This is a genomic window from Flavobacterium erciyesense (genome assembly GCF_018069925.1).
Lineage (GTDB): Bacteria > Bacteroidota > Bacteroidia > Flavobacteriales > Flavobacteriaceae > Flavobacterium > Flavobacterium erciyesense.
On record NZ_JAGPXB010000016.1, the window covers coordinates 20,924 to 44,372 of the forward strand.

At 34.7% G+C, this 23,449-nt stretch carries 18 protein-coding genes; 15 read left to right on the forward strand and 3 right to left on the reverse strand.

Going from position 1 to position 23,449, the window contains the following annotated elements:
* Positions 1-159: 159 nt before the first annotated feature.
* Positions 160-1,644, forward strand: coding sequence for an aminotransferase class V-fold PLP-dependent enzyme (locus KBJ98_RS13530; RefSeq protein WP_210791413.1), 1,485 nt, complete (start codon positions 160-162; stop codon positions 1,642-1,644).
* 78 nt (positions 1,645-1,722) lie between these two features.
* Here KBJ98_RS13530 and KBJ98_RS13535 read toward each other — a convergent pair whose 3' ends face one another.
* Complete coding sequence (locus KBJ98_RS13535; RefSeq protein WP_210791415.1) at positions 1,723-2,592, reverse strand: lysophospholipid acyltransferase family protein; 870 nt, start codon at positions 2,590-2,592, stop codon at positions 1,723-1,725.
* A 110-nt stretch (positions 2,593-2,702) separates the two neighbouring features.
* On the opposite strand from KBJ98_RS13535, the gene KBJ98_RS13540 reads away from it, so the two are divergent.
* Entirely contained in the window at positions 2,703-3,341 is a 639-nt protein-coding gene (locus tag KBJ98_RS13540; RefSeq protein WP_210791417.1) for a rhomboid family intramembrane serine protease, read from the forward strand.
* Between the two features lie 49 nt (positions 3,342-3,390).
* The gene (locus KBJ98_RS13545; protein WP_210791418.1) at positions 3,391-4,080 is read left to right on the forward strand and encodes an SIMPL domain-containing protein; all 690 of its coding nucleotides are present in this window, start codon (positions 3,391-3,393) and stop codon (positions 4,078-4,080) included.
* Between the two features lie 298 nt (positions 4,081-4,378).
* Here the strand turns inward: KBJ98_RS13545 and KBJ98_RS13550 are convergent, their stop codons facing one another.
* On the reverse strand, positions 4,379-7,423 hold the full coding sequence (locus KBJ98_RS13550) for a DNA polymerase III subunit alpha (RefSeq protein ID WP_210791420.1): 3,045 nt from the start codon (positions 7,421-7,423) through the stop codon (positions 4,379-4,381).
* A 244-nt stretch (positions 7,424-7,667) separates the two neighbouring features.
* Positions 7,668-8,858: a DNA polymerase IV gene (gene dinB, locus KBJ98_RS13555; protein WP_210791422.1), complete on the reverse strand. Its 1,191-nt coding sequence runs from the start codon at positions 8,856-8,858 to the stop codon at positions 7,668-7,670.
* An 84-nt stretch (positions 8,859-8,942) separates the two neighbouring features.
* On the opposite strand from dinB, the gene KBJ98_RS13560 reads away from it, so the two are divergent.
* From KBJ98_RS13560 to KBJ98_RS13615, 12 genes are all read left to right on the forward strand, one after another.
* On the forward strand, positions 8,943-9,722 hold the full coding sequence (locus KBJ98_RS13560) for an XRE family transcriptional regulator (protein WP_210791425.1): 780 nt from the start codon (positions 8,943-8,945) through the stop codon (positions 9,720-9,722).
* A gap of 60 nt (positions 9,723-9,782) precedes the next feature.
* A complete protein-coding gene (locus KBJ98_RS13565; RefSeq protein WP_210791427.1) occupies positions 9,783-11,177 on the forward strand; it encodes an exonuclease domain-containing protein in 1,395 nt (464 codons plus the stop codon).
* 111 nt (positions 11,178-11,288) lie between these two features.
* Positions 11,289-11,936, forward strand: a complete 648-nt coding sequence (locus tag KBJ98_RS13570) for an SOS response-associated peptidase (protein ID WP_210791429.1) — start codon at positions 11,289-11,291, stop codon at positions 11,934-11,936.
* Positions 11,937-12,630: 694 nt separating this feature from the next.
* On the forward strand, positions 12,631-12,840 hold the full coding sequence (locus KBJ98_RS13575; RefSeq protein ID WP_210791431.1) for a helix-turn-helix transcriptional regulator: 210 nt from the start codon (positions 12,631-12,633) through the stop codon (positions 12,838-12,840).
* A gap of 2 nt (positions 12,841-12,842) precedes the next feature.
* Positions 12,843-13,157: a HipA N-terminal domain-containing protein gene (locus KBJ98_RS13580; RefSeq protein ID WP_210791433.1), complete on the forward strand. Its 315-nt coding sequence runs from the start codon at positions 12,843-12,845 to the stop codon at positions 13,155-13,157.
* Positions 13,150-14,073, forward strand: coding sequence for a HipA domain-containing protein (locus tag KBJ98_RS13585; protein WP_210791436.1), 924 nt, complete (start codon positions 13,150-13,152; stop codon positions 14,071-14,073). Before KBJ98_RS13580 ends, KBJ98_RS13585 begins: the two co-directional genes overlap by 8 nt.
* A gap of 343 nt (positions 14,074-14,416) precedes the next feature.
* Complete coding sequence (locus tag KBJ98_RS13590) at positions 14,417-14,956, forward strand: SH3 domain-containing protein (RefSeq protein ID WP_210791438.1); 540 nt, start codon at positions 14,417-14,419, stop codon at positions 14,954-14,956.
* Positions 14,957-15,017: 61 nt separating this feature from the next.
* Positions 15,018-17,243, forward strand: a complete 2,226-nt coding sequence (locus tag KBJ98_RS13595; protein ID WP_210791440.1) for a hypothetical protein — start codon at positions 15,018-15,020, stop codon at positions 17,241-17,243.
* Between the two features lie 17 nt (positions 17,244-17,260).
* Positions 17,261-18,160 (forward strand): hypothetical protein, encoded by a 900-nt coding sequence (locus KBJ98_RS13600; RefSeq protein ID WP_210791442.1) that lies wholly within the window; start codon positions 17,261-17,263, stop codon positions 18,158-18,160.
* An 11-nt stretch (positions 18,161-18,171) separates the two neighbouring features.
* On the forward strand, positions 18,172-20,727 hold the full coding sequence (locus tag KBJ98_RS13605; RefSeq protein ID WP_210791443.1) for an Hsp70 family protein: 2,556 nt from the start codon (positions 18,172-18,174) through the stop codon (positions 20,725-20,727).
* Positions 20,728-20,753: 26 nt separating this feature from the next.
* The gene (locus KBJ98_RS13610; RefSeq protein ID WP_210791444.1) at positions 20,754-21,566 is read left to right on the forward strand and encodes a hypothetical protein; all 813 of its coding nucleotides are present in this window, start codon (positions 20,754-20,756) and stop codon (positions 21,564-21,566) included.
* A gap of 79 nt (positions 21,567-21,645) precedes the next feature.
* The gene (locus KBJ98_RS13615; RefSeq protein ID WP_225899144.1) at positions 21,646-23,448 is read left to right on the forward strand and encodes an AAA family ATPase; all 1,803 of its coding nucleotides are present in this window, start codon (positions 21,646-21,648) and stop codon (positions 23,446-23,448) included.
* Position 23,449 lies beyond the last annotated feature (1 nt).

A 23,449-nucleotide genomic window follows, 5' to 3' on the forward strand; every position in this document is an offset into this window, starting at 1 on the left:
CCAAAATATTTTCATTTGAGGGGGAAAAGTTGGTCTGATTTCAAATTTTATAGCTTGTTTTTTGAATCTCTTTTTGTGCGTACGAAATCGATTTTTTAACGCAATTGAAAAAGTCTATTTCACAAAATTGAATATCTTTGAGCTCAAATTACAAATCAGATGACAACGACAACAATACCTACTACTTTAGAACTTTATTTTAAGCAATTTCGTGAGCAGATTATTGGGATTGATCAAACGTTTGATTCTCCTTATGGGAAAAAACAAATTATTTATACCGATTGGACAGCGAGCGGACGCTTATACCGACCAATTGAAGAAAAATTAATGAATGAATTTGGCCCCTTTGTGGCCAACACACATACTGAAACTACGGTTTCGGGAACAGCAATGACCAAAGCTTATCATCATGCGCGACACCTAATAAAGCAGCACGTGAACGCTAATGCAGATGATGTTTTAATTACAGATGGAACCGGAATGACGGGCGTGGTCAATAAATTTCAACGTATTTTGGGTTTAAAAGTTCCTGAAAACCTCAAAAATTTCATCACAATTCCTGCCGAAAAAAAGCCAATTGTTTTTATTTCGCACATGGAGCACCATTCGAACCAAACTTCTTGGCTTGAAACGATTGCAGATGTTGAGGTAATTCCGGCTACCGAAGATGGTTTATTTAGCATTGAAAACTTGATGCTTTTACTTGAAAAATACAAAGAAAGATCGTTCAAAATCGCATCAATAACGTCATGTTCTAATGTTACCGGTATCAAAACGCCGTACCATGAAGTGGCTAAAATTATGCACCAACACAACGGACTTTGTTTTGTAGATTTTGCATGCAGCGGTCCGTATGTGAAAATTGACATGCATCCGGAAAATTCCGAGAGTTATTTGGATGCCATTTTCTTTTCGCCACACAAATTTTTAGGAGGTCCAGGAACATCTGGAATCCTAGTTTTTAATAAAAAATTGTATCAAAATGTAGTACCTGATAATCCGGGTGGTGGCACGGTGAGCTGGACTAATCCTTGGGGAGAGCACAAGTATATTGACAATATTGAAGAGCGCGAAGATGGCGGAACCCCGGGTTTTTTACAAGTTATTAAAACCGCTTTATCCATTCAATTGAAGGATCAAATGGGGATTGAAAATATTCTGAATAGAGAACACGAACTGGTTGATTATATTTTTTCAGAGTTAAAGTGGGTACCTAACATTAAAATTTTGGCTGGCCAACACCAAGAACGTTTGGGAGTGATTTCGTTTTTTATTGAAGACTTACATTTTAATTTAGGTGTTAAGTTACTCAACGATAAATTCGGAATTCAAACTCGTGGTGGATGCAGTTGTGCGGGTACTTATGGCCATTTTTTACTGCATGTAGACCAAGAAACTTCTAATAAACTGATTGATGAAATTTCATTGGGCGATTTAATCAGAAAACCAGGATGGATTCGCATGTCTATTCATCCAACAACAACTAATGCCGAAATTGAATTTGTTTGCAATGGCATTAAAGCACTAGCAGAAAATCATACTACTTGGGCTTTAGATTACGAGTACAATTCTGCCACAAATGAGTTTGTTCATAAACAAGCCCAGCCACTAGAGGATGCTCTTGTAACAACTTGGTTTTCTTAATCAATAATGCAATAGGAATCTCTAAAAAAGTAAAGGTAAAACTGAAAACTGAGAACTGAGACTGTTCGACTATTTCATTTACCTTCTGTGTTTCCAACGTTTGTGAGTCCAAAAATAGTACTCAGGAGCTTCAGCAATTTGTTTTTCGACTTCTTTGATGTAGGCCTCTGTGATTTCAAAATCAGGAACCGATTTGGCGTTTTCGCTCAAAGGTACAATCGTGAGTTCGTAATACCCTCGTTTTATTTTTTTTACCTTGGCAAAAACTACATTCATATCGTATTTTTTTGCTAGCATTTCGGGGCCTGTATGCACGGGAACTTCGATACCCATAAAACTTTGCCAATGAAAAATTCGGTCTGCTTTTGGCGATTGATCGCTTGCCAAGCCGTAAATGCACTGAATGTTATTTCTCTGATTGTTTGCAATTAACGGAATCGTTTGGTTCGTAGGTACCAATTCCGTGTTGTATTTCGAACGTATATCGCGAACTAATTTATCAAAATGCTTGTTGGCCAGTTTTTTATAAACCCCGATACCTTTGATAGATACTTTTTGGTTAAAAGAAAGTAGCCATTCCCAGCTTGCGTAATGTGAAGCAATGAGCATGATACTTTTTCCTTTTTTTTCCAAGTCTGTCATCACCTCAAGGTTCGTAACCACAAAGCGTTTGTTCATTTCTGCTGAGGAGATGGTCATTGTTTTTACCATTTCTAAAAACATGTCGCACAAATGATGGTATGATTTTTTTTCAATTTGCAATCGTTCTTTTGCTGTAAGATGAGGTAAAGCCAAAGCCAAGTTAGCACGAACTACTTTTTTTCGGTATCCAATGACATGATATACAAGTAGGTAAACGCAATCAGAAAGAAAATAAAATATAGGAAAAGGCAATATTGAAACAATCCACAAAAAGGGATAAGCAATAATAAAGACAAGTAATTGCATGAATTTTTTTTTGCAAATATAACGGAAAAATGATTGCTGTTATAAAATTACGCCTCAGCACGCAACCCTATTTGATAATGATTATCTTTACCAATAAAAACAAATTAGTTATGAATAGCGCACTTATCGCCATTATTGTTATCAATGTATTATTTAGTTACAAAGGGTTTAACGACCTTTCTTTTTTTAGAAAATACGAGTTTCATATCGGAAGTATTAAAGCTGGCGAACAGATTAGAATGATAAGTTCTGGTTTTTTGCATGTTGATATGTTGCATTTGATTTTTAACATGATGACACTGTGGTTTTTTGCTCCGGTTGTGCTGGGTTATTTGGGCAATTTTTCTTTTGTTTTGATCTATTTAGGGAGTTTGATTTTTGGCAATTTACTCAGTTTGATGTTTCATAAAAACGATTACAGTTACAGAGCAGTAGGCGCTTCGGGTGCAGTGACAGGAGTATTGTATTCTGCTATTTTGTTGCAGCCTGATATGATGTTGGGGCTCTTTTTTATTGTTCCAATACCAGCTTATTTGTTTGGGATTTTATACTTACTGTACTCTATTTATGGCATGCGCGCTAAAAATGATAACATTGGTCATACCGCTCATTTTGGAGGAGCCATTGGTGGATATGCCATTACGCTTTTGAAAGAGCCTAGTTTGTTAGTCAACAATATTACTATGGTTGTTTTACTAGCCATTCCAATCGTGATTTTATTTATCATGGCTAAGCTCGGAAAATTATAGTGGCATAACTTTTGAAATAGACAACAACAAACAACTAAAATAGCATATCATGAAAAAAGCACTTATCATTTTATCCGTATTCTTTCTATCATTTGCGCAAGCGCAGGAAACAAAACAAATTCCGCAAATTAGCGCTAACGGCGAAGGAAAAGTAAAAGTTACGCCTGATCAAGCCAGTATTTCGGTAACGGTTGAAACGAAGGGGAACAACGCAAAAGATGTAAAAAAACAAAATGATACGAAGATAGATGCGGTTCTAAAATTCATCAAAAAAATGAATGTAGCTCCAGCTGATTTTAAAACAGAGCGTGTAGCACTCAATCCGCAATACGATTACGAAAAAAAGAAACACAGCTACAATGCCACTCAAACTATCGTGATTTTGCTCCGTGATTTAGGTAAATACGATGAATTGATGGAAGGTTTGGTAAATGAAGGAATTAACAGAATTGATGCGGTTACTTTTCAGTCTTCAAAATTGGCGCAATACCAATCAGAGGCGCGTAAATTGGCTATGAAAGATGCCAAGTTAAAAGCGGAAGATTATGTATCTGTATTGGGTCAAAAAGTAGGTAAAGCATTGACAATTACTGATAATTCACAAACCTATTATCCGCAACCGATGTATGCCATGATGAGAAAATCAGAGGCTATGGATGTTAACGAGCCAAGAGAAACATTGGCCTTAGGCGAAATCACAATCACAGCTAATGTGATGGTTAGTTTTATTTTGGATTAAACAGATATTGTATACAAATTGAAAATCGGGATGGGCTACTATCCCGATTTTTTTGTTTGTAGTAACTTTTTTTAAGGGTCTAATGCGTTGGGTGTAATTGTTTTTTGAAGATGATTTCGTCTTTTCGTTTTTCGATAGAAAAATAGATCTAACCGTTCGATAAAAACTCAGGGCAAAAAAAAATTTTCAGTAAAAACGTAAGTTTATTAAGTTTTGGACTTAATTTTTCTTAAATTCCTTAATGGTTTTTATCTTAGTTCGAGACAAATAAGGGAGTAAATGGTATGGGTTACGTTTATTAACTGCTTTTAAATCTAGGTAAATTAATTTCATGCGCTCTCGGATAAGGCGCTCTATTGGTACTGCTTATATCTTCTTTGATGCGTTGTTGGGCTAAAAATTGATGGTCTTTAGCATCAGAATATCTTGGGTCAGGTACAAAGGGCATTTTTGCCATTTTGCTAATCGTTAGTGTAGGGAAGTGGTAATCGACTTCGACAGTTCCTAAAAGTAGGTAACAACCGCCTCCCTGAAACGGATACAGCTGTAAATTATCAGGAAAATGGGTGGTGTCAAAATAAGTACCTTCATGATCTATCCAAGTGCCAAAAAACATCGTGCCACGTACCGTAGGAACCTGTTTTCGAGAAATAAGATAGGCTAGCATGCGGACTTCTTTTTTATGATATTGAAGTAAATGTTGGGCCATAACATTGCCTCTGTAGGGACTTTGTAACAAATCAAACGGTGTGCAAGAAACAGGAAAGCCTAATAATTCAATCTCGTCAAAAGCATCTTCAAAGAAGGAACGTTCTAGTTTAGGCAATTGAAATTCTTTGACAGCTTCTTGCAACAATAACATTTGATGGTCTTGTGGTGCCGAGTTAAATAGCAAACTAGCCAGTATTAGGAGTTCATTTTTGGTTTTGCCTGTGTCTCTAAAAGCGCCTATGAATATTAATAATTTAAGACTTTCTAACCCAATTGAAACCCGATTACAAAAATCTTCTAATGAAAGATAATCGCCATTTTTGTCTCGTTCGGTTACAATTTCTTCGGCTAGTTTTGTGGGTAAGCCTTGCATGTGCATGAATCCTAAATACACCTCTTTTTCATACAATGTTGTGGTAAATTCACTTTTATTCACGCAAGGATTATGAATCGTAGCGCCAGCCATTCGTGCTTCGTGTACATAAACTTCAGTTCTGTAAAAACCACCTTGATTGTTGATTACGGCCACCATAAACTCAATAGGATAATATACTTTTAGATACAAACTCTGATAGCTTTCTACGGCATACGAAGCTGAGTGTGCCTTACAAAACGAATAGCCTGCAAACGATTCTATTTGACGGTAAATTTCTTGACTGAGTTTTTCGTCATGACCTTGTTTGGCGCAGCTCACGAAAAAATCATCTTTAATTTTTTGCAAAGCTGCTAAGGAACGCCCTTTACCGCTCATCGCTCTACGCAAAATATCGCCATCGGCAGCGGGTAATCCACCAAAATGCAGTGCGATTTTAATTACATCTTCTTGATAGACCATTATCCCATAGGTTTCACTTAATTGTTCTTCAAAAACGCTGTGAAAATATTCAAATTGGTTGGGATGATTATGCCTAAAAATATACTCTTTCATCATACCTGATTTTGCTACTCCAGGCCGAATTATTGATGAAGCAGCGACTAAGGTTTTATAATTGTTGCATTGCAAGCGGCGCAACAAACCGCGCATGGCTGGACTTTCGATATAAAAACAGCCAATGGTTTTGCCTCTTGCCAAATACGTATTGGCGGTGGCTTCATTTTTAGAAATGCTGGTGTCTCTAATATTAATTCGGATACCTCTGTTTTTGGCTACGAGTTTTACTGTATCGTCAATATGACCAATGCCACGTTGACTCAAAATATCGAACTTTTCAAACCCAATTGATTCTGCCACATACATATCAAATAGCACAATTGGAAACCCTTTTGGAGGCATTTCTAAAGGCGTATAATTAGTAATGGGTTCTTCAGAAATCAAGACTCCACACGAATGCATGCTACGCTGATTTGGGTATTTTTCTAGTAGCATGCCGTATTCTTGTACTTCTTTGACAATGCTATTGCTTTGTTGCAAACGCATAGGATTTTTAGCCAAATGATCGAGTTCTTCTTTGGGTAAACCAAAAACTTTTCCCACTTCTCTAAAAATAGAACGGTATTTAAACTCCACATTGGTACCGCAAAACGCAACATTTTCGTACCCATACCGATTAAAAATATATTCTAAAATGACATCGCGTTCTTGCCAACTCCAATCGATGTCAAAATCAGGAGGACTTTTTCTGTTTTCATTCAAAAAACGTTCAAAATACAAGTCGAGCTCAATGGGACAAATGTCTGTGATTCCTAAACAATAGGCAATGATGGAGTTGGCACCGCTACCGCGACCAATGTGCAAAAAACCACGGCTGTTACTGTAGCGAATAATGTCCCAAGTAATCAAGAAATAGCCGCTAAACTGCAATTCGTCAATTACTTTTAATTCTTTTTGCACTCTAGCTAAGGCAACAGCATCGTTTTTTCCGTAGCGCCAATGCAGGCCTTGATGCGCCAATGTGGTTAGCAGTGCGATATCACTTTCTTGAGAATTGGTGTAGTATTTCTTGTTCTTAGGGGTTTCAAAGTCAAATTGAAAATCGCAACTATCGATGATCGCTTGAGTATTGGCAATGATTTGCGGGTAATCCTTGTAAGCAGCAAGCAAGCGGTCTTGATTGACCATGATTTCGTAAGGCGTTGCTACATCTGTTTCTTGCAGTTTTGAGAGTAAGGTGTTGGTGTCAATGGCGCGCAAAATTTGATGCAAGCGGTATTCTTTTTTGGTTCTAAAAGTTACGGGTTGCAGGATTACTATTTTGTCTAGATTGCCTTTGTAGCCAAATAACTTTCCTACTTCTTCGGGGCGAATGCCGATGTATTCGTTCGTTTTTAAAGAGGTTGGCGCATTCGCAAAAGCGTAAATAATCACTACCGATTCCATTTCAGGAGCTATAGTAGGCAATGGAATATTCTTAAAATTATGATGTGTCAAAAACCGATTCATAGCCGCTAATCCGCGAGTGTTTTGGGCTAGGCCAATATATTTGAATTCGTTATTGGTGCGAAAATCGATTCCTACCAAAGGTTTAATGTTTACTTGATTACAGGCAGTTATGAAATCATAAATTCCGGTTACGGTATTAATATCAGTGAGTGCCATAGCCGTAACGCCAGATTGAACCGCTTTATTGATGAGGTCCTCTAGCGGAATAGTCCCGTAACGCAAGGAATGGTACGAATGGCAATTTAAGTACATACGGTTTTGTAATTTTAGTAATTAATTTTAAGGATAATTCTTTATCAATAAGATTACTTTTCTTGTGAATTATTTAGAAATAAAAATGTATTAAAATAGTTCTCGATACATTTTTTGTTCCGTTTTACTTCACAAAAAAACACTCGAACTGACGGATCTTTTAATCACTATCAACTATTTGAATAGTAGATAAATCGCTTCTTTTAGATTAGTGATGAACATTTTACCACTCATCATTCACAATTTACTTTTCACTTTTCACCCTCTTCAAAATAACATCCTTCGTATTGGGTTTTATAGCTGCGCCAGCACAACGCATAACCGCATCAAATCCGTAGCGACTTTTCATTTTATCCATCGCGGCATAAAGCGAGAGCATTTCTTGCGTATCTTCAAAAAGGTCGATTTGGTAGGTGCCTCGAACGAGTCCGCTAAACCGAACTCCAACGAGACGTAAACGCATCCTTCGATGGTACAAGCTTTCAAACAGACTGAGTACCTTTTGCGTAAGCGCATGATCGGCTGAGGTGTATTGAATTTTGCATTGTTTGGTTTCGGTATCAAAATTGGCATACCGAATTTTAACAACTACAGTCGAGGTCAGCCATTGTTCAGATCGCAATTGAAAGGCTAGTTTTTCGACCATGCCACACAAAACAGATTTTAGTTGCGCCATATCGATGGTGTCTTGTACAAAAGTGTGTTCAGTAGCTATGGATTTACGTTCGGTATACGGTTCAACGGGATTGTGGTCAATGCCATTGGCTTTTTTCCAGATTTCGATTCCGTTTTTACCAATCATGCGTTGCAAGACTTCGGCAGGCATTTCGGCAAGGGTTTGAATGGTTCGAATGCCAATACGCGATAAGGTTTGAAACGTGACATCGCCTACCATCGGTATTTTTTGTATCGATAATGGATTCAAAAAATGCCGAACCTTATCTTCGGGAATGTCTAAGTGGCCTTTGGGTTTGCCCTCGCCAGTACCAATTTTGGAGACTGTTTTGTTGATAGAAAGTGCAAAACTGATAGGTAATCCCGTCTCTTTGACTACGCGTTGTGCCAACTCATTGGTCCATTGGTAGCAACCATAAAACCGATCCATGCCGGTAATGTCTAGGTAAAATTCGTCGATACTGGCTTTTTCCATAATAGGCGCTTTTTCCTGAATCACTTCGGTCACGGTATGTGAGAGTTGTGAGTAGCGCTCCATGTCGCCTTTGATTACTTTGGCTTGCGGACAAAGTTTGAGCGCCATAGCAGTTGGCATTGCGGAGCGCACTCCAAAACGTCGAGCTTCGTAGGAGCAGGAGGCCACCACACCGCGATCGCCGCCACCAATAATAAGCGGAATCCCTTCTAGTTGCGAGTTGTTCAAGCGTTCACAGGAAACAAAAAAAGTATCTAAATCCATATGTACAATTGCACGTGCCATTTCCTTTTATTTTAGATTGCAAAATTAGTACAGATAGTAACATTTTTTATTATATTTGTTGTTCCAAATTATAACAAAATAGTTATGTCGTTATTTTCAGACAATATCAGAGCCTTGCGAGTAAAGCACAAAATTTCGCAAGAAAAAGTAGCCAAAAGCCTTATGATTACTAGGGGTAGGTATGTAAAATACGAAGATGGAACTTCAGAAGCGCCGTATGAAATTTTAAAAAAAATAGGGCAGTATTACCAAATTAGTATTGATTTGTTGCTCTCTGTTGATATCAGGAAAATTGAGGTAACGGATTTGTTAAAACTCGAAAATAACCGCCTTATTTTGCCTATTCAAGTCGATCAAATGGGTGAAAACCGTATAGAAGTAGTCACCCAAAAAGTAAAAGCAGGATACTTAAACGGATATGCTGATCCGGAATATATCGAGCAATTGCAACAAATTTCGTTACCATTTTTGGGAGTGGGCAAATACCGTGGTTTTCCGGTTGAGGGCGACTCGATGCCACCGCACCAAGATGGTGATATTATTGTAGGGAGTTATGTAGAGCAATTGGGCGAAGTACTAGATGGGAAAACCTATATTTTTATCACCCGAAGCGAAGGTATGGTCTACAAACGACTCAATAAAAATAAAAAGAACGCGCTGGTAGTGGCTTCGGATAATTATTTTTATCCGCCTTACGAAATAAAAGCTTCAGATATTCTTGAAATTTGGGAATACCAGTGTAGCATTTCTAAAAATGACCAACGTACAGAGTTGTTAGAAAGTGATGCGATCAAAAATATGTTTGTAGAATTAAAAAGAGATTTAGCCGAAGTAAAAAATAGTATTGGCTTAACAAATAGTTAAACTAGTAGCGGAGTACAACTTCACTTTTTACCCCAAAAAAACAAAACAGTACCTACAAAAATGAAACAACAAGAATACGCTATAGTCGATATTGAAACCACAGGCGGCAATGCCAGTCACAGCCGTATTACCGAAATAGCCATTATCATACATGATGGTACGCAAGTAATTGAACGCTGGGAAACCTTGGTTAATCCGCAAAAATACATACCGGATGCTATTTTTGCTCTAACCGGAATTACCAACGAAATGGTGCAGGATGCACCTAGTTTTGAAACCATATCTAACACGGTTTTTGAACTACTATCTGATAGGATTTTTGTGGCGCATAATGTGAATTTTGATTATTCATTTGTAAAACATGAGTTAGAGCGCGCCGGTTTGCCTTGGAACGCTAAAAAATTGTGTACCGTACGAGCGGCCCGCAAGATCAAGCCAGGATTACCGTCTTACAGTTTAGGGCGTTTGTGTACCTCGCTAGGAATTGATTTAGAGAACCGGCATAGAGCAGGAGGTGATGCCGATGCAACCGCTATTTTATTTACCAAATTATTAGCCTGGGATACGGAGCAGGAAATGGGTAAAATGATCAAAAAGACAGCGCAAGATCAACGCTTACCACCTAACTTACCACGCGAAGATTTTGAACAATTACCTGAAAAACCGGGTGTATATTATTTTTATGACGAACATAAAAAAGTAATTTACATTGGTAAGGCATTGAACCTAAAAAAACGAGTAGCATCGCATTTTACTGGTCATAAAATTACGCCTCAACGACAGCATTTTTTACGAGATATTTACGCTATTAGCTACGAGCTTTGCGGTACTGAACTCATGGCGTTGTTACTTGAATGTAGCGAAATAAAGCAATTATGGCCCGTACACAATAAGGCATTAAAACGTTTTGAGCCTAAATTTGGATTGTTTGAATACGAAGCCAGAAACGGTTACCGTTATTTGGCCATTGGAAAATTGACCAAAAATCAAACCTGCTTAGAAACTTTCGACACGCTTTACGAAGGCATACAGGTATTGCAGGAACTCAGTAAGAAATTTGAAATTGACCAACGTTTTTGTAAATACGGCAGCATGAACGAGGATGTTTTTACAAAAACGGTAGCTGTTACTGAATTACCTGATTTGGATATTCATAACGATCAAATACAGGCAGCTTTGGATTTTTATACCAATAGCAGACCTAGTTTTGCTATTATCGATTCTGGACGAACGCCACAAGAACGCAGTTGCATTTGGGTCGAAAAAGGACATTTTTACGGTATGGGTTACCTTGATACTGATGTTGTAATTCATGATGCTACACAGGTTAAGGAGTATATTACACCTTATAAATCGAATCAATATATCAGGCAGCTTTTATTTGCTTACGCACAAAAATACCCACGTAAAGTAATGCTGGCACAAAGGAACGACTCAGTAGTTTTTGAAGAGTAAAAAACGATAGTTTTCGATGCATTCTTTTGGTAAAAACGAGCGTATTCTTTTGCTCAAGGATTCAGTATATTTGTTCTGATATTATTTTTTTGTAATTCATAAAGTAAAGTCATGTGTTTTCATACTATTCAAAACAAACTGTCCAAACAAATTGAAAAGCGTTTTAATGCGAAGATCAAGGACAAACACGAGTTTGCACCACAAGAACATCACAATGGTTTTACTTTTCCTAAAACGCCTATAATTACAAACACAGATCCTACGATTATTGAACATTATAATTGGGGACTTGTTCCGAGTTGGTCCAAAGACGATACAATCAAAGCATCAACCTTAAATGCTCGTATTGAAACTGTAACAGAGAAACCTTCTTTTAAAGAGATTTTACAACAACGCTGCTTGGTTATTGCCAATGGTTTTTATGAATGGCAATGGCTTGACAGTAAAGGAAAAAACAAAATAAAATATCAAGTCGGAATTGCCAATGAGGATCTCTTTGCTTTTGCAGGCCTTTATTCGCATTGGAAAGACGCTCGTACGGGTGAAATTAAAAACACCTATACCATTTTGACTACCGAAGCCAACCCATTAATGGCCGAAATTCACAATCACAAAAAGCGCATGCCGATCATTTTAAATCCTGAAGATGAAGACAAGTGGTTGAACCAAGAACCGATTAATTCCTTTGCGTTTCCGTACACCGCACCTTTTGTAGCTACTAAAATAACAACAGGCGAGGAGCCTTGGTTGTTGTTTTAAATTTGTCTTTTGTTACTTGCGGAGAAAAACTAAATCGATTTGAAAATCGGTACGTAAAATTTATCAGCGATGACTATCTGTAATTGAAGTAATTCACCCTGCCCCTGATAGCTACGAAAAGCCCGCAAGGGTGGGAGCCCAATAAAAACAAAACTCAAAACAGCGACCAACGGAAGCTCGTTTTGGGTTTATGTTTTTAAGGCGATTCCCGCGGACTTGTAGTGAATAGCAGGAGTTGGCAGCCAGAATGTTTGGAGTAAAGTGTTGATAAAATTATTTCCCGATACAGGAAGTTTAGTTGTATAGTAATGGCGGTATCTCGCATTTCGAGGTACAAATTAGGTACAACTTTTTTTTAGCCTGCTATTTTGGTCTACAGAAGTTTGCACAGTCAAAAATAAGCCTTTTTTTGATCATTTTTAGCATAAAAAATTAAAATTCATATTTGTAAGAAAATAACTTTTTTTGTCTTTTGATATTATTTTTAATTGCAGGAAATGAATTTGTAGGGAGATTTATTTTTAATTAATTTTTACTGCTATAACAGTAATTGATGTGTTTTGTTTCTATCATTATGTTCTTGTATTGGTTTTCTGGTTTATTTACTGTTATAACAGTAAAATTATAAAGTTTATAATGATTTAAGACATTTGTATTGTTAAATTGATTATTTTTACCGTTAAAACAGTATAAAATGGATGATTTTGATTTAGGTACTTTCATAAAAGACCATCGAAAAAAAGCAGGATTAACACAACTTGAACTAGCCGACTTAGCGGGAGTAGGTAAGACCACTGTTTTTGATATAGAAAAAAATAAAGAAACAGTTCGTTTGAACAATCTCTTGGCAGTACTCCGAGTGCTAAATATTAAACTAGAATTCAAAAGTCCTCTAAATAAATAATTATGAGAAGAGCAATTGTATTTGCACACGGAAAAAGAGCTGGAATTTTAACGGAGATTGCTGCTAACGACTATCATTTTGAGTATGATGAGAATTATGATGGTGAAGCAGTTTCAATGACTATGCCTACAACTCAGAAAAAATATAGCTATACATTCTTTCCTCCTTTTTTTGAAGGGCTATTACCTGAAGGAGTAATGTTAGAGGGATTATTGCGAATTGTGAAAATTGATAAAAAAGATTATTTCTCTCAACTGGTAGCAACAGGAAATGATCTTGTTGGAGCAGTAACGGTTAAATTGATGGAAGATGAATAGATGTCCGATTACATATGAGTTGTGCGGTACTGCTACCTACAGTGAAAAAGGACTTCGATTGATAGCTCCTAAACTGACGTATTTAAATGATTTACCCTATACAGTTGTTGAACTTCGTCAGGAAGCCGCAAATAGAGCTAAAAAGCTATCTATACAGGGTGTGCAGCCAAAGCTTAGTGCCGCTATTTCAATAGTGGATCAAGAATTTAAAATTGTGGACCAATTTGGAACCTACATTATAAAGCCTCAAAATGATTTATTTCCACAATTACCAGAAAATGAAGATGTGACTATGCGAATGGCGAAAGTATTTGGTTTAGAAGTGCCATTTCACGGGATGATTTATGGTAAAGATGGTAGTTTGTCTTATTTCATTAAACGTTTTGATCGTTATGGGAAAGGAAGAAAGTTCGCGACAGAAGATTTTGCGCAATTGACTGGGAATACAAGAGACACCAAGTATCGTTTTACGATGGAAAAATTGATTCCTGTATTGGACGAGTACTGTTCCTTTCCTGCAATTGAAAAAGCTGATTTTTTTAAAAGAATTCTTTTTTGCTATCTGACCGGAAATGAAGACATGCATTTGAAAAATTTTTCACTCATTACCAAAAATGGAAAAACAACACTGGCACCTATTTATGATTTTCTAAATTCTACCATAGCAATTAAAAATCCAGAAGAGGAAATTGCACTGACCTTAATGGGAAAAAAAAGTAATTTAAAAGCAACTGATTTCATAGATTACTACGGTAAGGAAAGATTACAACTCAACGAAAAAACGATAGCAAGTATTCTCGAACAAATGAAGAAAGCAGCTCCTGAATGGAAGCAGTTGCTTGAAATTTCTTTTCTTTCATATGATATGAAAGAGAAGTATTTGCAGTTATTGGAAAGTAGGTTGGGGATGTTTTAGTAATCCGAAATTATTTACTTGACGATGCATTTTAAATCAAATTGAAATTATCAACCGAGACCTTACTTTTTTTGATATAATATCTTCATCAGTTTTTCAAATGCCCATTGTTCACTTCAATGAATTTCATTGCAAAGAAATATCACTAAAAGTGGGTATAGGAAATAAAGAAAAATAGGTGCTATTTTACGTTTTTTGAATCAAATAGAGCCCAACCAAATCAATTGCTATGAAATACGGGTTTATTTTTTTTCGTAAATGTGGAAAACCGTAAAGTGCGATCTTTTATTCTTTGTAGGTTTGGTAAAACTTATGCTATACGGTACAACGTTAAAATTGAAATATGAAAAAACAAATAGTACTACTTTTTCTGTTATTATCAAATTGTATTTACAGCCAATCCTACCTCGGCTCAATTACCAAGCAAGTAAATTTTAGAGCAGGAGCTAGCAGTTCTGATCAGATAATTAGTTCCTTAAAAGCACAGACACAAATCTTTATTATCTCACTTGAAACAGAGAATGACTACTACAATATCATTGATATAAATACTGACAAAGAAGGTTATGTTCATAAGTCTTTTGTGAAGATTGGTAAACTGATAAGTAAAAGTAATGAAAGTGTATTTACCCCAAATGGGCAAACTTCGAATTACAATTCAGAAGTAAAAATATTCAATAACACAAGAAAGACACTTACATTGAAGTTAAATACAGAGCTGTTTTATTTCAGCCCATACGAAACAAAAAACATTAATCTAACTCCAGGCGAATATGACTTCAGAGCTTCAGCTCCAGGTGTTATTCCGTACTTAGGTACTGAAAATCTAAATAGTAATCAAGGATATTCTTGGCAGTTTTATATTGTTTCCAGGAGAAGTTAGACTATTCAAAAATTAGGACTAAAAGCAATATCATATCAAAGTTTAAAAAATTGATTTAGAAATGGATATAATCAAAAACAACCCATATAGGGTATTAGGGATATTAGTTGGAACATCTACCAAAGAAGAGCATACCAAAATTAGAAAACTAAAAATGTATATTGAGGCGGAACAGAAAGTTCCAGAGGATTATAGTTTTCCAATTATTGGTTCTTTCAAAAGGAATGTAATTACTATTGATGATGCCATTTCAAAACTAAACTTGAATAGTGATCGTGTTAATGCTTCTTTATTCTGGTTTTATATTGGAAATGCAATAACCGACGAACCTATGTTTGATGCTTTAAAAGTTTCGAAAGAAGAAGCGAAGGAAGTAATTAATGTTTGGATTAAACTAGCAGCAGCTGATGAAGTCACAAAAAGAAATGCGTCGGCTTTTCAAAATCTATCTACTTTATATCTAAATAGTGCTTTTAATAATGCCATTATTTCTAAAAATAAACTCGAGAAAGGAATTACTTTAAAATTGAAATTTTTAGGAAGTGATTTTATAAATGATTTCATTAAACTCTCTTCAGACGAAACTTATAAACTATCCAAAGAAGAGTTACAAATTTACTTCTTAAATCAAGTTTACAAGGAAATCGAAAAAATGGATGCATCCCTTGTGGATTGGTATCTCGAATGTATTTCAAAAATTAACTTTCACGCAAAGCAAAAATATTTGAATGACTTCGTTTCAAAGCCAATTGAAGTTGTTAAAAATTTAATTGAAGAAAATAAAAAAGTAAGAAAAGAAAGTCCTAGTAAGGCATATGTTTTAGGAAATAGCCTTTATAAAATTGGAAGTGCAAAAATAATCACAATTCAAAGTATTCTAGGTAAAAGCAATATTCAATTTACTTCCATCTCGGATAAACTTTCGGATGAAATATTACAATGTGGAATTGTCTATTTTAAAAATTTCAGAGATACTACTACTGATCCAGGTGCTAAAGCGATGGATTTATTCAAGAAAGCAAAAAAACTTGCAGTAGGTAGCATAGCAATTCAAAGATGTCAGGAAAACACAGAGAACCTCCAAGATTGGATTGATGAAAAACCAGAGAGAGACAAACACAACAGGATTAGTGCTGATCTAAATGCTTTAATTGAAATATTCGATGAATTTGAAAAAAAAGCAGAAACAATTGGAAATGCACGTATATTAATTACTCTGAGTAAACCCCTGTTAAATAACATAAAAAATATTTTAGGTGCTTCTGATGAAATGTATTTAAAACTTTCAACACGTGTTGCAAGTCAAGCACAAAGCTATGTTATTGAAGAAGTAAACAATGCCCAAGACAATTTTGAGTATAAAATTACTGTGGATAGATATGGAACTTTAAATAAAATAAAAACAGCATTAAGAACCGGATGGGAAGTAACCAATTTAATTGGTACTTTAGATATGGAATATGATTTTAAGATAGGACGATTTAGCCAAAACAAACAAGCATTAAGAAAACTTTGTAATCAATTAGATGTTAGTACTAGTAATGATAACAGTTGGCCAATATACACTCCAAAGCCAGATCCAGTACCAACTCCAAGGCCAACACCCAAACCTTCTAATTCAAATGATACGAATTGGGTTGGATGGATTTTTAGTATTATTCTTTTTATAATTGTAATTAAAGCTTGTAGTGCAATAAACAATAATCGAAGTGATTCCTCATCCAATGAAAGTTTAGTAGATACCTCTGCGGTACCTGTCGAAGCAATCGTGTCAGCGCCCGATACATCAACCTATGTTTTAGATACGGCCACAACAAGTTTTCAAGAAGAAAGTAACTCTAGTCCTTATATTGGTAATCAGCTTATAAATGGTACGTCGCCTCTCGCAGCTTGTTTTGGTTCTGGAGAATATCAAGGAAATGCAACGTTGACAATAGAAAATGGTGGTAGTTCAGACGCAATTGTTTGTTTATACAGTATTTCAAATGATAGAACAATCAGAAATGAGTATGTTCAAAAAAACTCCTCATTTAAAATGTCTAGTATCGCTCAAGGTTATTACAAAATACGTGTTTTTTCTGGAAATGATTGGAATCCAGATTTAGAAAATAGTTGCGGTACAAAAGGAAGTTTTGAAACCGATGTAAATTTTACAGAGTTTGATGGTGAAGAATATTTCGAAGATAGTTCAAGGGGTTATACGAATGCAACAATAACACTTTATACAGTTCAAAACGGCAATGCTTCAACTTCGTCTATTGATCAGAGATCTTTTTTTAAAAAATAAATTAATCTAAATATCCAATGAAATACAAACTATCCTTCGGCATTATCATAATTTTTTCTTTCAGTGTATTTGCACAAATGGCAAAACTAGATGAAACAAAAGAATTAAAACCACTAATTCAAAAAATAGTACAACTTCAATCCGAGAATAATAAACTGAAATCTGAAATTAGTTCAATAAATTCTAAAGTAGCAACGGTTAATCAAAAACTCGAAACACTCGATCAAAAAGTGCAATCTAATGCTTCCGATATTAAAAAAACAAATTCAGAGTTAAAGGGAAGAATAGCCAATTCAGAAACAACAACGAATCAAAAATTCACACAGGTTGATAATTCATTAAGCAAAAATTCTTTATGGTCAATTATAGGAATATTGGGAGCAATTATCGTTTCAGGATTGGTTTACTGGTTAGTGAGTAAACGCCAAACTAACGATAAAACAATTGTTGAAGCACAAATTAGTAAAACTAAGAAAACGCTTGAAGAAGAAGGAATTAAATTAGACACCAAATTGACAGAAGTACTGGAAACACAATTGAAATTAGTACAAGAAGAACGAGCTAAAGTACCAGCAAATAAATCGGATGAAGTTGACCATTCCTTGGCATTAAAAGTTGCTGATGAAATTGTACGTATAAACAAGAATTTATCTAATATGGATGCAAATACCAAAGGTTTAAAACAACTTTCAGCATCTGTAAAACGCATTGAGGATAATTTCGCTGCAAACGGTTATGATATGCCGGAATTACTAAACAAACCATTTGACCCAAGAATGAAAATGATTGCAAACATGGTTGAGGATGAAAATTTAGAAAAAGGAATTGAAATAATAACTAAAATAATCAAGCCACAAGTAAACTACAAAGGAGTACAGATACAATCAGCTCAAGTAGAAGTTTCTGTTGGACAATAAATAAGTATAAAATGAGAACAAAAATAGACTACGGTATCGATTTAGGAACTACAAATTCAGCTATTGCAAGAATTGAAAATGGGAAACCAGTAATTAAAAAATCAGACACTTTAAAAGACACTATTCCTTCTTGTGTTAGCGTTAACAAGAAAAAAAATGTATTGTCAGGTGATGCTGCATTTAATGCCTTAAAATTAGATAAAACAAGAGCACTTAAAACCTTGAAGAGCGAGGATCATAATGCATATATTGAATTTAAAAGAACAATGGGTACAGATATTAAATATCCGAGTTCTAACATGGCAAAAGATTTTTCATCTGAAGAATTATCTGCTGAAATTTTAATGAAATTAAAATCATTTATTACGGACGAAGCTGTAAAATCAATTGTAATAACTGTTCCTGCGAAGTTTACAATGGTTCAAAAAGATGCTACTGTAAAAGCGGGTAAATTAGCCGGTTTTGAACATATTGAATTGTTGCAAGAACCAATTGCGGCATCAATGGCGTACGGACTTGATGCTGAAAACAAAGATGGAATCTGGTTGGTCTATGACTTTGGTGGTGGGACTTTTGATGCTGCTTTGATTAAAGTAGAAGAAGGAATTATGAAAGTTGTTGACACAGAAGGCGACAACTGGTTGGGTGGAAAAAATCTTGATGAGGCAATATTAGACCAAATTATTTTACCTTACATAGAAAGTAATTTTTCTTTTAAGAATACATTGTCAGTTACAAATCAAAAAGAAGTACTTAGAAACTCCGTTAAATATTTTGCTGAAGAATGTAAAATACAAATGTCATTCATGGATAAACATAATATATTGACTGACTTAGGAGATTTACCAATAGAAGATGAAGAAGGAGAAGAATTAACTTTAGATATTGATGTAACACAGGATAGTTTAGAAGTTGCTGTAGCTCCAATCTTCCAAAAGTCAATTGATATATGCAAAGATTTATTAAAAAGAAATAATCTAAAAGGTTCTCAATTAACAACGGTATTATTGGTGGGTGGTCCAACATATTCTCCTATTTTGAGAAAAATGTTAAAAGAGCAAATCACGGATAAAATCAACACAAGTATTGATCCAATGACCTCTGTAGCCTATGGTGCCGCGTTGTTTGCTTCGACTATTTCTGTTTCAGAGGAAGTGATGGAACAGAGCAGAGATACTACAAAGTTACAGTTAGAAATTAAACACGAAGCAACAACAGTTGAAGAGGAAGAAATGGTGAACATTAAAATCCTTAAGGAAAAAACTGAAGGCACTGTCCCAGATAAAGTTTTTGCAGATGTGGTTCGTGGAGACAAGGCTTGGTCAAGTGGTAAAAAACAAATTAGTGAAAAAGCTACTTTAGTTGATGTCCAATTAAATTCGGGTGCATCAAACACTTTTGAAATCATATTATATGATGAACAAGGAAACAAATTAGAATGCCAACCTAATTCATTCAATATTTTACAAGGAATTAATCCTGGTCAAGCAACATTACCCTATCATATTGCACTTGAAATCACTGACCGTATTCAAGAAAAAGATTTATTAACAGCAATAAAAGGATTAGAAAAAAATCAAACATTACCGGCAACAGGCGTAACCTATGGTTTGAAAACACAAAAAGATATTCGTCCAGGAATGGTTAATGACGAAATTATAATCCCTATTTATCAAGGAGGGTACGATGCGGAAGGAACAACGGCTATTCATAGCACCCATATAAACGATGTTAAAGTAAACGGTGAAGACTTACCTTCATTACTTCCAGCTGGAAGTGATGTTGAAATTACTTTAAAAGTAGATCGTTCCGAGCAAATGACAGTATCTATTTTCTTCCCTTATTTAAGCCATACGGAACAACAAACGGTTGAAATAATACAAGGGAAATCGGTAAGTAAAGAATGGTTGGAGAAAGAAATCAATAAAGCACGAAAAACAGCAAAAAGGTTACAGGGAGAAAATAATTCAAAAGAAGTTGAAAAAATTATTGGCAACATTAATGAAATTTCCGAAAAGTTGGATAACAAAGGTGGTGGTGATAGTGGAAAACTGGAAGTCCAAGATAACTTGTTAAAAGAACTTAGAGCTTTAGACAAATTGGATAGTGAAACGGAATGGCCAAAAGTGGAAAAAGAATTAAAAGAAAACTTTTATGAATTAGAAGGATTATTAAATAAAGTTAAAAGTAATGGTGATGAAGGAGATTTAAAAATGGAAGCTATAGATGCTCATATGCAGGAGTTTAGGGTGAAAATTGAACAAATTATAAAAGATAAAAGTGTAATTCACGCTAAAGAGTTAATCGAAGAGATAGATAGCTTGGATTTTAATATTAGAGATGTTTTAGCTGGACCTCAAATGGATATTTCTATGATTAATAACATTAACTCTAATTTTTCAAATATAAATTGGAAAGACAATAGTAAAGCTAGAACTTTATTAAACCAAGCTATCCAATCTATTAACAATGGTAATGTTTCTAACTTAAGACCCATACTGATTCAAATATTGGAAGTTATGGATAGAGATGATGCAGAAAAATTAACAGGTAAATTAACTAGATAATTTCGAAAATATCATAGCACCAAATTATGTTCAAGAAAATATTTAATAAAGAAAAAACTGAAGTTAATAGCGTTAGTTCAGATAATGAAACAAATGCGTTTGAGGAAACATTCGAAGAACTTGTTAGTTCATCTATTAAAAAAATCGGCATTAAGGATGACTGTACTTTCATGCAAAATACACAATGGAATGAGGAAAATGAAGACAATCATTTAAAACTATTGAACGAACTAAATTATAATGACCTGTTTGACAGTGTTGTTCTTAGTGAATTAAAAAATTATCAGAAAGTAGCATATAATCCATCAAAAGTAGAATTTATAAAAAATTATTTTTCAATTTTTCATCATAGCAAAATAGCTGAGTTTACACCAGAATTTATACAAACAAGAAATACTAAATTGATATCTGCTTACAAATTTATAATTGAATGCATAAACAGAATTCAGGGTTTAATGGATAAAGATAAGGTGAGATACAAGATTGAAAGTGATTATTGTAATTCTCCCACACATCTTTCTACTATTTATCAATGCACTACTCCATTTTGTATAGTATCATTAGGTTGTGACCAAATTGGCCGCTACAGTATAGTGTATACTCTTGATTATAGAATAAAGGAAATAATTGGTGCTGATTTTGCGAGCAAATTAATTAGAAGGATTTATGAATTTACTCCAGGTGAAATGGAACCATTCGTAAATTTCAACTCATTAAATGGCGACTGTATAAGTACATTTGAAGAGACTTTTCAATTGGCAAAAATTGAAAAGAATCATATTGTGACCCAAAAAGATCGATTTGAAGAAAATTCTAATAGCGATCCACTTATGATGTAGACTAAGATATGATGTAGATAATGAAACAAGAAAATGGCTCAACAAATAGTAAGCTGACAAAATTATAATTTTCAAAAAAATGCTGTCGAAAAACTTTTCTATAAATGGTGATTACAAAGTTTTACTCTTCGTAAAACAAGGGCTGTACGCAGATACTTATCGAGTTAAGGGGAATGATGGAAAGCTTTATTTTTTAAAGCTTTTCAATTATTCTAAATTGCATAAATCAGCTTTTGATGATAACAAAAATATTCTTGAAATTGAATTAGTAAAATCAATTCAGCATTCAAAATTAATTACATACAAAGACAGCGGTGAAATTATAATTGAAAATAAAAAATATGCCTTTTTGGTTCTCGATTTTATTGCTGGAGAAACTTTATCTGAAAAAATTATCCGCGAAAGATACACCTCCCTTTATGATATCAAGAGTCTTGTTATTGGAATTTTAGAAGGAGTAAAGTATTTACATCAACAAGCCAATCCTATTATTCACAACGAAATTACATTACAAAACGTAATGTTAGATTTAGCTAAAGCCAATCCAGAACCTAAAATTATTGATTTTGGTTATGCTAGAGAGTTTCATCAATCATCAAAAGTTTTTAATAGAGAAGGACTAAATCCTAATTTCCTAGCCTCTGAGTGTTTTCATAACATTTATTCGCCACAATCTGATTTATTTTCGGTTGGTATAATTTTATACCAACTGATTTACATTTCGTTACCTTGGATTATTGATGGATCAAAATTTAAAGGCCAACAATCTGAGTTGGAAGATAAAATTATAAACGAAAGAACAAAAAAAATTAATTTTCCAGACGTTTCAGATGATATTATTGATTTCAATGAAGAGATAATCAAAATTATTAAAAGAGCATTACATACTGATACAGAAGTACGATTTAGTTCTGCTGATGAATTTATAAAAGCGCTAAGAGGAGAAATAATTGTTGATGATATTGATACTGTTCAAATTCAAAAATCTGACAAAGATACCATAAACAAGAAAGCCAAGTTTAGTTCCGTTGCAAAGGGGAAAGGGTTTAGCGCTATTGCTGGAATGGAGGAATTAAAAAATCAACTTCAAGTTGAAGTTATTGATGCATTAAGAAATTCCGAAGAGTATGAAAAATACGGTGTTACAATTCCTAACGGTATGTTGTTATATGGTCCACCAGGTTGCGGTAAAACATTTTTTGCGAAGCATTTTGCAGAGGAAGTGGGTTTTAATTTTATGCTAATTAAACCATCGTCATTAAAGAGTCGGTTCGTAAATGCTACTCAAGAAAACATTGCAAAAATGTTCGAGGAGGCAGAAGAAAATGCACCAACTATTATTTTCATTGATGAAATAAATGAATTAGCTCCAAATAGAGACAGTGATGCTCACGAAATGTCTAAGAGTGCGGTGAATGAAATGCTCGCGCAAATGGACAGAACGGGTGAAAAAGGAATATTTATTATTGGTGCTACTAATTATCCGCATATGATTGATCCTGCTATTTTAAGAGCCGGAAGATTGGATAAAAAAATCTATTTATCCCCACCTGATTTTGCGGCAAGAAAAGCTATGTTTGAGATGTGCCTAAAATCAAGACCGATTGACTTTGGTATGGATTATGAAAAATTAGCAACGTTAACAGATAATTTTGTGGCAGCTGATATTGAGCTTTTAGTGAATGATGCTGCCAGAAATGCTTTAAGAAGTAAAGGAAGAATTACGATGGAAGTAATTGAAAATGTGATAAAAAATGCACAACCTTCGGTTTCAATTGCGGAGTTACATAAATACGAAAGGCTCCGAAAAAAAATGGATGGCCTTAATACTTCGACAAATAATTCAACTAACGAACGCCCGATCATAGGTTTTAAAAAATAAA